Source organism: Hydrogenophaga sp., assembly GCF_051007235.1.
Lineage (GTDB): Bacteria > Pseudomonadota > Gammaproteobacteria > Burkholderiales > Burkholderiaceae_C > Hydrogenophaga.
The window spans coordinates 1-11,232 of record NZ_JBPCSJ010000558.1 but is presented as its reverse complement, the minus strand read 5'-3'; the positions used below and the strand labels follow the sequence as shown (position 1 = coordinate 11,232).

15 protein-coding genes are annotated in these 11,232 nt (G+C 66.5%); 4 read left to right on the top strand and 11 right to left on the bottom strand.

Annotated features, from left to right (window positions below; genetic code table 11):
* The coding region (locus ACR2JA_RS19815) for a sodium:calcium antiporter (RefSeq protein WP_434010777.1) at positions 1 to 763 on the top strand (763 nt) is incomplete at its 5' end.
* On the opposite strand, the gene ACR2JA_RS19810 is transcribed toward ACR2JA_RS19815, so the two are convergent.
* The gene (locus tag ACR2JA_RS19810; RefSeq protein ID WP_434010776.1) at positions 760 to 1,680 is read right to left on the bottom strand and encodes an SDR family oxidoreductase; all 921 of its coding nucleotides are present in this window, start codon (positions 1,678 to 1,680) and stop codon (positions 760 to 762) included. The genes ACR2JA_RS19815 and ACR2JA_RS19810 overlap by 4 nt on opposite strands.
* Before the next feature lie 97 nt (positions 1,681 to 1,777).
* Here ACR2JA_RS19810 and ACR2JA_RS19805 point away from each other — a divergent pair, with 97 nt between their 5' ends.
* Together ACR2JA_RS19805 and ACR2JA_RS19800 are read left to right on the top strand one after the other, a co-directional pair.
* The gene (locus tag ACR2JA_RS19805; protein WP_434010775.1) at positions 1,778 to 2,806 is read left to right on the top strand and encodes a CDP-6-deoxy-delta-3,4-glucoseen reductase; all 1,029 of its coding nucleotides are present in this window, start codon (positions 1,778 to 1,780) and stop codon (positions 2,804 to 2,806) included.
* A complete protein-coding gene (locus tag ACR2JA_RS19800; protein ID WP_434010774.1) occupies positions 2,803 to 3,771 on the top strand; it encodes a Bug family tripartite tricarboxylate transporter substrate binding protein in 969 nt (322 codons plus the stop codon). Before ACR2JA_RS19805 ends, ACR2JA_RS19800 begins: the two co-directional genes overlap by 4 nt.
* Positions 3,772 to 3,845: 74 nt before the next feature.
* Here the strand turns inward: ACR2JA_RS19800 and ACR2JA_RS19795 are convergent, their stop codons facing one another.
* Genes ACR2JA_RS19795 through ACR2JA_RS19775 form a run of 5 tightly spaced genes read right to left on the bottom strand, consistent with a single transcriptional unit; the run spans position 3,846 to position 7,961 of the window.
* Positions 3,846 to 4,451 (bottom strand): SCO family protein, encoded by a 606-nt coding sequence (locus ACR2JA_RS19795; RefSeq protein WP_434010773.1) that lies wholly within the window; start codon positions 4,449 to 4,451, stop codon positions 3,846 to 3,848.
* Positions 4,448 to 5,356 carry a heme o synthase gene (gene cyoE, locus ACR2JA_RS19790; protein ID WP_434010772.1) on the bottom strand — a complete coding sequence of 303 codons (909 nt, stop codon included), beginning with the start codon at positions 5,354 to 5,356 and terminating at the stop codon, positions 4,448 to 4,450. The genes ACR2JA_RS19795 and cyoE overlap by 4 nt, the downstream gene beginning before the upstream one ends.
* On the bottom strand, positions 5,356 to 6,510 hold the full coding sequence (locus ACR2JA_RS19785; RefSeq protein WP_434010771.1) for a COX15/CtaA family protein: 1,155 nt from the start codon (positions 6,508 to 6,510) through the stop codon (positions 5,356 to 5,358). Before ACR2JA_RS19785 ends, cyoE begins: the two co-directional genes overlap by 1 nt.
* 16 nt (positions 6,511 to 6,526) lie before the next feature.
* A complete protein-coding gene (locus ACR2JA_RS19780) occupies positions 6,527 to 7,228 on the bottom strand; it encodes an SCO family protein (RefSeq protein WP_434010770.1) in 702 nt (233 codons plus the stop codon).
* Positions 7,209 to 7,961, bottom strand: coding sequence for an SURF1 family protein (locus ACR2JA_RS19775; protein WP_434010769.1), 753 nt, complete (start codon positions 7,959 to 7,961; stop codon positions 7,209 to 7,211). Before ACR2JA_RS19775 ends, ACR2JA_RS19780 begins: the two co-directional genes overlap by 20 nt.
* Positions 7,962 to 8,046: 85 nt before the next feature.
* On the opposite strand from ACR2JA_RS19775, the gene ACR2JA_RS19770 reads away from it, so the two are divergent.
* The gene (locus ACR2JA_RS19770; RefSeq protein ID WP_434010768.1) at positions 8,047 to 8,283 is read left to right on the top strand and encodes a twin transmembrane helix small protein; all 237 of its coding nucleotides are present in this window, start codon (positions 8,047 to 8,049) and stop codon (positions 8,281 to 8,283) included.
* Positions 8,284 to 8,377: 94 nt separating this feature from the next.
* Here the strand turns inward: ACR2JA_RS19770 and ACR2JA_RS19765 are convergent, their stop codons facing one another.
* The 5 genes from ACR2JA_RS19765 to ACR2JA_RS19745 form a co-directional block, all read right to left on the bottom strand.
* Positions 8,378 to 9,259, bottom strand: coding sequence for a cytochrome c oxidase subunit 3 (locus ACR2JA_RS19765; RefSeq protein ID WP_434010767.1), 882 nt, complete (start codon positions 9,257 to 9,259; stop codon positions 8,378 to 8,380).
* 63 nt (positions 9,260 to 9,322) lie between these two features.
* Positions 9,323 to 9,529 (bottom strand): DUF2970 domain-containing protein, encoded by a 207-nt coding sequence (locus tag ACR2JA_RS19760; RefSeq protein WP_434010766.1) that lies wholly within the window; start codon positions 9,527 to 9,529, stop codon positions 9,323 to 9,325.
* A complete protein-coding gene (locus ACR2JA_RS19755) occupies positions 9,526 to 10,134 on the bottom strand; it encodes a cytochrome c oxidase assembly protein (protein WP_434010765.1) in 609 nt (202 codons plus the stop codon). The genes ACR2JA_RS19760 and ACR2JA_RS19755 overlap by 4 nt, the downstream gene beginning before the upstream one ends.
* A 39-nt stretch (positions 10,135 to 10,173) precedes the next feature.
* On the bottom strand, positions 10,174 to 10,284 hold the full coding sequence (locus tag ACR2JA_RS19750) for a cytochrome oxidase small assembly protein (protein ID WP_434010764.1): 111 nt from the start codon (positions 10,282 to 10,284) through the stop codon (positions 10,174 to 10,176).
* 27 nt (positions 10,285 to 10,311) lie between these two features.
* Positions 10,312 to 11,232, bottom strand: a 921-nt coding sequence (locus tag ACR2JA_RS19745) for a cbb3-type cytochrome c oxidase subunit I (RefSeq protein WP_434010763.1), incomplete at its 5' end; no start/stop codon positions are given.

Sequence of the window (11,232 nt, the reverse complement as noted above, 5' to 3'; positions counted from 1 at the left end):
GGGCAGTGCCTGGGGAGCCAACATCGTCGGCCTGTCGCTGGTGCTGGGGGTGACGGTGCTGGTGCGGCCCATCAGCGCCCGCTCCCCCGTGCTGCACCGCGAACTGCCTCTGCTGCTGGGGGCCACGGTACTGACCGGTCTGCTGCGGTGGGACGGCGTGCTCTCGCGCCTGGACGCGGCGCTGCTGCTGGCCGGCTTCGTGGCGCTGCTGGTCTGGACGTGGCGGCAGTCGCAGCGCCGCGAACCCGACGCACTGGCCGACGACACCGCGCTCGAACTGCCCGCCCAACCGCTGGGCACGGGCCACGCAGTGCGCCGGGTGCTGCTGGCCCTGCTCGTGCTGGCCGCAGGCGCTGCACTGCTGGTGTGGGGCGCCGTCGAAGTGGCCCTGGAACTGGGCGTGAGCGACCTGACCCTGGGTCTGGGCGTGGTGGCACTGGGCATCACCCTGCCCAGCCTGGCCACCTGCGTGGCCGCGGCCCGCAAGGGCGAAGACGACATCGCCCTGGGCCATGTGGTGGGCGCAGGACTGTTCAACACGCTGGCGGTGGCCGGGCTGGCCGGCCTGATCGAGCCGCTGGACGTGGAGTCCGCGGTGCTCTGGCGCGACCTGCCGGTGATGGCCGGCCTGGCACTGGTGCTCTACCTGCGCGGCCGCGACGAACGCCGGCCCACCCACCTGGGCCGCTCCACCGGCCGTGCGCTGGTGGCGGTGTACCTGCTGCACGCGGTGGCGATCATCGTCACATCGGGCCCCGGCTAGGGCCGCAGGCCCTCGGCCACCGTGGGGTAGCGCAGCCGCAGGCCCAGTTCGGTTTTCATGCGCTGATTGTGCAGGCGGCGCGATTCGCTCATGAAGCTCAGCAGCATCAGGGGCAGCTGTTCGCCCGCGGTGTCGCGCGCGATGCGCGTGGGCCGCGGCAGTCCGTACAGATCGGCCGCGAGATCGAAGTAGTCGCCCATCTTGAGCGTGGTGTCGTCGGTCACGTTGACCACCCGTTGCGGCCGCGCCCGCCACAGCGCCAGCACGCAGGCACGCGCCAGGTCGTCGGCGTGGATGTGGTTGGTGTAAACGTCGTCTTCGGCGCGCAGCACCGGCGTGCCGCGCTCCAGGCGGGCCCGCGGCGTGCCGCCGTCGCGGTCGGGCGCGTAGATGCCAGGAATGCGCAGCACGGTGCTGCGGCTGCCGGTGATGCGCCCGAACCAGCGCACGGTGGCCTCGGCGTCGACCCGGCGCCAGGCGCGCGGCGTGCTCGGTTGTACCGGCGTGGCCTCACTCACCCAGCGGCCACCACAGTCGCCGTACACGCCGCTGGTGGAGCCGTAGACCAGGCTGGCCGGCGCGCCACGGCGCCACAGCGCGCGGGTCAGCGCGCGGGTGCGGGTGTCCAGGCGCCAGTCCTGGCCCTCGCCCGAGGGCGGTGGCGCCAGGTGCAACACGCGCGTGCCCAGACCGGCCAGACGCTGCAGCGAGGCCGGGTCGTCCAGGTTGCCCCGCAAGGGTGTGATGCCCTGTGCGCGCAAGGCGGCGCTGCGTTCGGTGCTGGAGGTCAGCGCCAGCAGGCGCACCCGACGCCCGTTGCCCAGGGTGCGCGCAGCACGCTGGCCCACATCGCCACAACCCACGATCAACACCCGTTCGCGACGGAAACGGGCGGGCAAGGCTCCTAGAAATGTCATGTGCTCGGAATTTGGGAGAATCGAAAAGGGCCTGAAAGCGTCTGACGCGTTGTGTTCAGCGTCTGTTCATCCGTCTCACTGTAGTCTCATTCCCATCATGACCTTCACCATCACCGTGCAGCCCAGCGGGCGCGCCTTCCAGGCCGACACCTCCGAAACCCTGCTCGCCGCTGGCATCCGCCAGGGCATCGGGCTGCCCTACGGCTGCAAGGACGGCGCCTGCGGCTCCTGCAAATGCAAGCTGGTCAGCGGCAGCGTGAGCCACGGCCCCCACCAGGCCAAGGCGCTGAGCGAGGCCGAAGAAGCCGCGGGCTATGTGCTGACCTGCTGCGGTACGGCGCAGAGCGACTTGGTGCTCGAATCGCGCCAGGTGACCGAGGCCGGGGCCTTCCCGATCAAGAAAATGCCGGTGCGCGTGAGCAGCCTGGAACGCGCCTCGCACGACGTGATCGTGCTGCGCCTGCAGCTGCCGGCGGCCGACGCCTTCCAGTACCACGCGGGGCAGTACGTGGAGTTCCTGTTACGCGACGGCGACCGCCGCAGCTATTCGATGGCGAACGCGCCGCACACCCAGGCAGCCGGCCCGCAGATGGAGCTGCACATCCGCCACATGCCGGGCGGCAAGTTCACCGACCAGGTGTTCGGCACGATGAAGGAAAAGGACATCTTGCGCATCGAAGGGCCGTACGGCAGCTTTTACCTGCGCGAGGACAGCAACAAACCCATCGTGCTGCTGGCCTCGGGCACCGGGTTCGCGCCGATCAAGGCCATCCTGGAACACATGGCGCACAAAGGCATCACGCGGCCGGCCACCCTGTACTGGGGCGGCCGCCGCCCGGCCGACCTGTACCAGGCCGCGTGGATCGAAGCGCAGCTGGGGGTGATGGCGAACCTGCGCTACGTGCCGGTGGTCAGCGACGCCCTGCCCGAAGACGGCTGGACCGGTCGCACCGGCTTTGTGCACAGCGCCGTGCTGCAAGACCTGCCCGACCTGTCGGGTCACGAGGTCTACGCCTGCGGCGCACCCATCGTGGTGGAATCGGCGCGGCGCGAGTACGTCGCCGCCGGCCTGCCCGAAGAGGCCTTCTTCGCCGACTCCTTCACCAGCGCCAAGGACAAGCTGTGAGCACCACCCGTCGCCAAATCATCGCCCTTGCCGCCAGCGCCCTGCTGGCCACACCGGTGTTCGCACAGGACAAAGTCACGCGCATCGTCGTGCCATTCGCAGCGGGCGGCCCCATCGACGTCACGGCGCGCGTGCTGGCCGAGGCGGTCAAGGGCTCACTGGGCACCGTGATCATCGAGAATCGGCCCGGCGCGGGCGGCAACATCGGCATGGGCGCAGTGGCCAAGGCCGCGCCCGATGGGCTGACGCTGGGCATCGCCACCACCGCCTCGCACGGCATCAACCCCTGGCTGTTCAAGCAGCTGCCCTACGACCCGGTGAAGGACTTCGCCCCGGTCACGCAGATGCTGCGCGTGCCCAACGTGCTGGTGGTGAACGCCGACACCGCGAAGCGTCTGAACATCAACACCCTGGCCGACCTGATCAAACCCGCCATGGCTCACCCGGCCGAGCTGAACTACGGCTCGGGCGGCAACGGCAGCGCCGGCCACCTGGCGGGCGAACTGTTCAAGCAGCAGGCGGGCGTGTTCGCGCTGCACATCCCCTACAACGGGGCCAACCCGGCGCAGCTGGGCCTGTTGTCTGGCCAGGTGGACTACAACTTCGACAACCTGGCCGCGGCGGCCACCAACATCCGCGCTGGCAAGCTCAAGGCCCTGGCCGTGACCACCGCCCAGCGCAGCGCGCTCATGTCCGATGTGCCCACCGTGGCCGAAACCCTGCCGGGCTTCCAGATCGACACCTGGTGGGGCCTGGTGGCCCCGGCCGGCACGCCAGCCGAGACCGTTCGAAAACTCAGCGCGGCCTTCAACGCGGCGCTGAACACGCCGGAGGTGAAGGCCCGTTTCGCCACGCTGATGGCCGAGCCTGCCCCCAGCACGCCGGAGGCTTTTGCGGCCTTCCTGTCCCAGGAGCGCAACCGGTACGAGCGCGTGGTCAAGCTCAGCGGCGCGAAGGTGGATTGAGCAGGTGTAAACGGACAACACCCCAAACAAAACGGCACCCTCAGGTGCCGTTTTTGCTGGAAATGTCTGCGGCCTCACTCAGCCAGCAGCTTCTTCACATCGCCCGCGAGCGCGGGTGCACCGCTGCCATAGCGGGTGTACAGGCGCACGCGGCCCTGCTTGTCGTACACGTAGCTGCCGGCCGAGTGGTCCATGGTGTAGCTGGTGGGGGTCTGGCCATCGACCTTCTTGTAGTACACGCGAAAGCGCTTGGCCAGTTCGGGCAGCCCGTCGGCGGTGGTGTAGAGCGCGAGGAAGCTGGGGTCGAAACTGGCCATGTACTCCTTCATCACCTGGGGCGTGTCGCGCGCCGGGTCCACACTGATGAACAGGCCCTGCAGCCTGTCGCCGTCGGCGCCCAGCAGGCGTTTGGCTTCGGCCAGCTCGCTCAGCGAGGTGGGGCACTCGTCCGGGCACTGGGTGTAGCCGAAGAACACCACCACCACCTTGCCCTTGAAGTCGGCCAGCGTGCGCTGCTGGCCGTTGTGGTCGGTCAGCTGGAAGCCATTGGCGTAGTCAGCACCGGTGATGTCGATGCTGGCAAAACCCGACGCGGTGGCATCGGCCGGCTTGTCGGAACAGCCCGCCAGCAGGGCCGCACACAGGCCCCCGAGCACGGTGAGTCGGCGCAGAACGTTCATGGCAAATAGTGGTCGATGAGCAGCGCCGCGAACAGCAGCGACAGGTGGATGAGCGAGAAACGGAAGGTCTTGCGGGCCAGGCCATCGGAATAGTCGCGCCAAAGCGCGAAGGCGTAGCCGCAGAAACCGATGCTGAGCAGCACGGCCACCGCCAGGTAGAAGTAGCCGCTCATGCGCATGATGAAAGGCATGAGACAGGCGGCGAACAGCACAAAGGTGTAGAGCAGGATCTGCAGCCGCGTGAACTCGGACCCGTGCGTGACCGGCAGCATGGGCAGGCCGGACTTGCGGTAGTCCTCGACCCGGTACAGCGCCAGCGCCCAGAAGTGCGGCGGCGTCCAGAGAAAGATGATCAGGAACAGGATCAGCGCCTCGGGCGCGACCACTCCGGTCATGGCGGCCCAGCCCAGCACCGGCGGCATGGCGCCCGACGCTCCACCGATCACGATGTTCTGCGGCGTCAGCGGCTTGAGGATGACGGTGTAGATGACCGCGTAACCCACGAAAGTGGCGAAGGTCAGCCACATCGTGAGCGGGTTGACCCAGATGTACAGGATGGCCGAGCCGATGCCGCACAGCAGGGCCGAGAAGGTGAGGGTCTGTGTGTTGCTCAGCTGGCCTTTGGCGGTGGGGCGCCAGGCGGTGCGCTTCATCTTGGCGTCGATGTGCTGCTCGACCACGCAGTTGAACGCCGCGGCGGCACCCGACACCAGCCAGATGCCGAACGAGGCGATGGCCGCCAACTGCACCTGCGGCCAGCTGGGTAACCCGGGCACGGCCAGCACCATGCCGATCAGGGCGCAGAACACGATGAGCTGGATGACGCGCGGCTTGGTCAGCGCGTAGAACTGGCGCCAGACCGGCAGCGGTGCGATCAGGGCGGTGGGGGTGGGCGCGGTGCTCATCAGGTCAGGCGGGAGATGTTGAATTTGGAGGCGCTCACGGTGTCATAGGCGGTGCGGGTGCCGAAAATGGCGCCGGTCAGCACAATCACCAGCCCGGCCGCGCCGCCCGTGTGGGCGACCGCAGCCACCAGGGGCCAGCCGAGCACCACATTGCTCAGGCCGCTGAGGAACTGCCACAGCGCCAGCGCGATGATCCACCGCGCCGTGGGCCGGGTGTCGCGCGCGGCCCAGAGACGCCACGCCAGCCAGCCCAGTGCGATGAAGACCACGTAGGCGCTGAGCCGGTGCACGTAGTGGATGGCGGTCAGCGCTGCGAAGGGCAATGCGTCGCCGGTGTGGGCCATGCCCAGGTCGCGCCACAACGCAAAGCCGTGGCGCAGGTCCATCTCGGGCCACCAGCTGCCCTGGCAGGTGGGAAAGTCGCTGCAAGCCAGCACAGCATAGTTGGTGCTGACCCAGCCGCCCAGGGCGATCTGCAGCCACAGCAGGGCGTAGACCAACCCCAGCGCGAAGCGTGTGCCGTTGTTCAGGTGCGCCGGTCCGCGGCTGTCGGGTTCGGCCAGCGCGTACGCCACCGCCTGTGCGCGCAACAGCGCCAGCAGCGCCATGCCACCCAGCAGGTGCAGGGTGACGATGGCAGGAAACAGCTTCATGGTCACCGTCAGCGCGCCGAACGCGCCTTGCAGGCAGACCCAGAACAGCGTGACCATGGGCCACCAGTGCGAGATCTTCAGGCGTTTGCGCTCCACCCAGCTGACGCTGGCCAGCACTAGGATGAGCACGCCCACCGCGGTGGCGAGGTAGCGGTGGATCATCTCGACCCAGGCTTTGGAATGGGTCACCGGACCGGTGGGCATGGCCTGCTGCGCAGCGCTGATGTCGGCATGCGCCCCGAACGGGCTGGCGCTGCCGTAGCAACCCGGCCAGTCGGGGCAACCCAGCCCCGAATCGGTCAGGCGCGTGAAGGCGCCGAACAGCACGAGGTCAAAGGTGAGGAACAGCGTGAGCAGTGTCAGCACGCGCAGGCGCTGCGCGGCCGGGGCCTGGCGGTTGCGCAGCCACACCCAGGTGAGCGGACCGAGCGCGATGACCACGCCCAGCAGCATCATGCGGGCCAGCGGCGCGAGGTCGTAAAGGGGCTGTGTGGTGTCCATGGTGCAAGAGGACGGGTCAGCCGCTCACGGCCGGCGCCGCGTCGGGCAGGCGGCCAGGCTTGTCCCAGAACGCCGAGGCGCGCAACAGGCGATCGAGGTCGCGCTTGATTTGCTTGGGGTCGGCGTTGGCGGGGAAGCGCATCATCCAGTTGCCGATCGGGTCCACCACGTACAGGTGGTCTTGCAGGCGCTGGCCGGGGGACGGCTGCAGCCAGCCCGCCAGCGCCTGGGCATCGACCTGCAGCACGGTCGCCGTTGCGGTGGCGGCTTTCAGGGGCTCGGCCAAGGGCCTGGCATCGGTGCGCAACCAGACCCAGTCCAACCGGTCCTTCTCTTTGCCCAGGGTTTCGCGCAGCTGACGCTGCACGTACAAATGCTGCTGGCACGCGTCGTCGCAAGCCGAATCCGCCACGCTGATGAGCAGCCACTGGTCTTTCAGGCTGGTCAATGGCACGCTGCGGCCCTGCACGTCGACCGCCGCCAGCGGTGGCAAAGGCTTTTGCGGGTTGATCAGTTCGCCGTAGTTGCGGCGCCCCTCGGGGCGGACCACGTAATAGGTGAAGTACGAGGCGATCACAGGTGAAGCACTCACCAGCAGCAGCGCGATCATCTTCCAGCGGCCGGCGCGGGTCTTGGCGGCGTCGAAGCTGCCTTCCTGCCCAGGGGTGGGCAGGCTGTGCACGGTCAGCGTCAGGGGTTCATCGGGGGTCTGTGCCATGGGTACGGCGCCGGGAGCGCGGAAGAAGGATCTGGAACCAGAGGTAAAGGGCAGCGGCCGTCGCGCACATGGCGAACCATTGCACGGCGTAACCGTAGTGTTTGTGGGCGTCGCCAACGAAGCGCGGCCAGTCGCGTTGCAGGCGGGTGTCTTGCGGGCCGGTCTGGAGGATCGATACCCCCTCCAGCAATGGAACGCCCCACTCCCCGGCCAGCGCCGACAGGTCCACATTTTGCCGGATCGCCCCTGGAGGACCCACCCCCAGCTCGAATAGCTGGCTCGGCGGCGGGGCCAAACGCCCCTGAACCTGAACCACGTCCGCGGGCGTCGACACATCGGGCAGCTTGTTGCGGTCCAGAAAGTCGCGTGGCACCCAGCCCCGCTGCACCAGCACAGCGCGGTCGCTACCGTCCAGCCTCAGCGGCGTGAGCAACACGAAGCCGGTGCGCCCACCCATCGGCCGGTTGTCGAGAAAGACGTTGGCACCCGCCACCCAGCGCCCGGTCAGGTCCACCGGGCGGTGCAGGGCGTCGGCCGGTCGGGCGCTGGCCAGCAGTTCACGCGTGCTCCAGGCGGCCAGCGCGCCCTGTGCCGCGATGCCGTCCTGCAACGCCTGCTTCTGTGCGGCGCGCGCGAGCTGCCACAGGCCCAGCGACGTCGTGAGCGCCATGGTCAGCAGTGTGGCCAGGGTGCCGAGCCAGAAACGGCCCGATCGACGCGCGGGAGGGCTCATGCGGCACCGCCATGCGCAGGTTGACGCGACGCTGCAGCCCTTGTCTGTAGGCTCCGCGCCAGCTCATTCCGCCGATAATGCTTGGATGACATATCTTGTGATTGTGGCTTTCATTGCCATCATCGGTAGCCTGGTGGCGGCGCTGGTGTTCATGATGCGCGGACAGGGCACGACCGACACCGAAGAGGCCACGCCGCGCAAGAACCACATGGCCCGCGCCTTGGCGTTTCGCGTGGGCTTCTCCATCGCTCTGTTCGTTCTGGTGCTCATCAGCTACCGCATGGGCTGGATCCATCCGACCGGACTGCCGATGCAGCCTTGAACCCGTACCGAGCACCCACAAAAAAAGCGCCCATCGGCGCTTTTTTTTGCGGGCGGCGTTGACGACCGCAGCGGTCAGCCAACGCGCACGGACATCACATCCAGTAGACCAGGATGTACAGACCAAGCCACACCACGACCACAAAGTGCCAGTACCAGGCAGCGCCTTCGAAACCGAAGTGGCGCTGCGCGGTGAAGTGGCCCTTTTGCAGGCGAAGGGTGATGAACAGCAGCATCAGCATGCCCACGAACACATGGAAGCCGTGGAAGCCGGTCAGCAGGAAGAAGGTGGAGCCAAAGATGCCCGAGGTCAGCTTGAGGTTGTATTCGCTGTAAGCATGGGCGTACTCGTAGCCCTGAACGAACAGGAACACGATGCCCAGGATCACCGTCATCCACATGAAGGCGATGGTCTTGCTGCGGTTGCCGGCTTGCAGCGCATGGTGGGCAATCGTCAAGGTCACCCCCGACGTCAGCAGCAGGGCGGTGTTGATCGTGGGCAGCCAGAACGGGCCCATGGTCTGGAACGGCTCGACGATGCCAGCCGGCGAGGCGGTGGCACCCGCCTGAACGCTCGGCCACACAGCCGAGAAGTCGGGCCAGATCAGCGCGTTTTCAATGTTGCCCAGCGCCGGCACCGAATGGGTGCGGGCCCACCAGAGGGCGGTGAAGAAAGCGCCGAAGAACATCACCTCCGAGAAGATGAACCAGCTCATGCTCCAGCGGTAAGACAGGTCGATCTTGTGCCCGTAGAGGCCACCTTCGCTCTCGACGACCGCATCGCGGAACCACTGGAACAGCACCACGCCCCAGAAGGCCAGGCCGAACGCCAGCGAATACATGCCCCAGTCGGCACCGTTGATCCACTGACCCGCACCCAGGATCACAAAGAACAGGCCGATGGCCGCCATCACCGGATGCCGCGAAGGTCCGGGGACGAAGTAGTAGGGCGTCGTGCCGTGTGTTGCTGCTGACATGCTCACTCCTAAGTGCTTGCGCTTGTTTGAATGGAAATACAAAAGAAACGGAAAGGCGATGGATCAGCTCACCACCCAATTGACCAGAAGGATCAGGCCAAAAACAAAAAGCAGGGCCATGGCCACCCCCACCGCCATCAGGTGCAGCGGATTCAGCTTGGCCACATCGTCCTGGAAATCGCTGCGACGGCGCACGCCAAGGAAGCTCCAGAGCACGGCCTTGACCGTGTCCCACAGGCTGGCCCGGCGTTGGTGAGCGGGCTGGGTCACACCGCCCCCTTGGCTGCGACCGGCTCGGCTACACGGGTCGCCACGTCTTGCGGTGCCGGTGGTACCGGCCCGCCCACTTCAAAGAAGGTGTAGGACAGCGTGATCGTGGTCACGTCCTTGGGCAGTTTGGGGTCGATGACGAACGCCACCGGCCAGGCTTTCTTTTCACCCGGGGCCAGGGTGTACTGCGTGAAGCAGAAACACTCCAGCTTGTTGAAGTGCGCCATGGCCTGCTTGGGCGCGTAGCTTGGGATGGCCTGCGCGGCCATGGTGCGGTCTTGCACGTTCTGGAACTCGTACATGACCGTGGTCAGCTGCCCAGGATGCACCTGCAGACTGCGCACCTCGGGCTTGAAATGCCAGGGGCCCCGCACGTTGACGTCGAATTCCACCGTGATGGTGCGCGAGGCGTCTACCTGTGTGTTCGCAGGCAACTTGGCCGCGTTGCCAGGCACCTGTCGTTCTCCGATGGCCAGCACGTTGATGCCAGTGGCTTCGCAGATGGCCTTGTACATGGGCACCAGCGCGTAGCCAAAGGCGAACATGCCCAGCGTGATCACGCCGAGCTTGCCGACCATCTTGAGGTTTTCGCGTTGCAGCGCCATGAGATAAACGTACCGAGGTTGCGGGTGCGCTGGCCTGGGTCAGCCGCCCAGCAGCACCATCTTGCCCACAAAGCCTGCGAAGAAGACGATCGCTACCGAGGCCAGGATCAGCCCCAGGCGCAGGTTGTTTTTCTTTTGTTCAGGCGTCATGGCAAAACAGATGGCGTTGCGAATGGATCAGCCGATCACCTTGGTGGCGGTGACGTCGAGCTTGGGCGGGTTTTCGAACGTGTGGAAGGGCGCCGGCGAAGGCACTTCCCACTCCAGACCTTCAGCACCTTCCCAAGGCTTCTGCACGGCCTTCGGGCCCTGACCGCGCATGGCGGGGATGATGACGAACACGAAGAAGTAGACCTGGGCCAGACCGAAGGCAAAGGCCCCGACCGAAGCAACCGCGTTGAAGTCGGCGAACTGCATCGGGTAGTCGGCGTAACGGCGCGGCATGCCAGCCAGACCCAGGAAGTGCATCGGGAAGAAGGTGATGTTGAAGGAGATCATCGACCACCAGAAGTGCAGCTTGCCGCGGGTCTCGCTGTACATCACGCCGGTCCACTTGGGCAGCCAGTAGTAGATGCCCGAGAACATCTCGAACAGAGAACCGGCCACCAGCACGTAGTGGAAGTGTGCCACAACGTAATAGGTGTCCTGGAAGTTGATGTCGATCGGCGCCATGGACAGGATCAGCCCGGTGAAACCGCCGATGGTGAACACGAAGATGAAGCCGACAGCCCACAGCATCGGGGTCTCGAAGGTCATCGAGCCTTTCCACATGGTGGCGATCCAGTTGAAGATCTTCACGCCCGTGGGCACGGCGATCAGCATGGTCGAGTACATGAAGAACAGCTGGCCCGTCACCGGCATGCCGGTGGTGAACATGTGGTGCGCCCACACGACGAAGGACAGGATGGCGATGGAACCGGTGGCGTACACCATGGAGGCGTAGCCGAACAGCTTCTTGCGTGCGAAGGCGGGCACGACCTGGCTCACGATGCCGAAGGCCGGCAGGATCATGATGTAGACCTCGGGGTGGCCGAAGAACCAGAAGATGTGCTGGTACATCACCGGGTCACCGCCGCCGGCGGGGTTGAAGAAGCTGGT

Bases quoted from the DNA above. Each gene is read 5' to 3' on its own strand.
- ACR2JA_RS19750 (WP_434010764.1), bottom strand. From the start codon at position 10,284: ATGACGCCTGAACAAAAGAAAAACAACCTGCGCCTGGGGCTGATCCTG.
- ACR2JA_RS19775 (WP_434010769.1), bottom strand. From the start codon at position 7,961: ATGAGCCCTCCCGCGCGTCGATCGGGCCGTTTCTGGCTCGGCACCCTG.
- ACR2JA_RS19770 (WP_434010768.1), top strand. From the start codon at position 8,047: ATGACATATCTTGTGATTGTGGCTTTCATTGCCATCATCGGTAGCCTG.
- ACR2JA_RS19785 (WP_434010771.1), bottom strand. From the start codon at position 6,510: ATGGACACCACACAGCCCCTTTACGACCTCGCGCCGCTGGCCCGCATG.
- ACR2JA_RS19810 (WP_434010776.1), bottom strand. From the start codon at position 1,680: ATGACATTTCTAGGAGCCTTGCCCGCCCGTTTCCGTCGCGAACGGGTG.
- cyoE (WP_434010772.1), bottom strand. From the start codon at position 5,356: ATGAGCACCGCGCCCACCCCCACCGCCCTGATCGCACCGCTGCCGGTC.
- ACR2JA_RS19795 (WP_434010773.1), bottom strand. From the start codon at position 4,451: ATGAACGTTCTGCGCCGACTCACCGTGCTCGGGGGCCTGTGTGCGGCC.
- ACR2JA_RS19755 (WP_434010765.1), bottom strand. From the start codon at position 10,134: ATGGCGCTGCAACGCGAAAACCTCAAGATGGTCGGCAAGCTCGGCGTG.
- ACR2JA_RS19765 (WP_434010767.1), bottom strand. From the start codon at position 9,259: ATGTCAGCAGCAACACACGGCACGACGCCCTACTACTTCGTCCCCGGA.
- ACR2JA_RS19805 (WP_434010775.1), top strand. From the start codon at position 1,778: ATGACCTTCACCATCACCGTGCAGCCCAGCGGGCGCGCCTTCCAGGCC.
- ACR2JA_RS19780 (WP_434010770.1), bottom strand. From the start codon at position 7,228: ATGGCACAGACCCCCGATGAACCCCTGACGCTGACCGTGCACAGCCTG.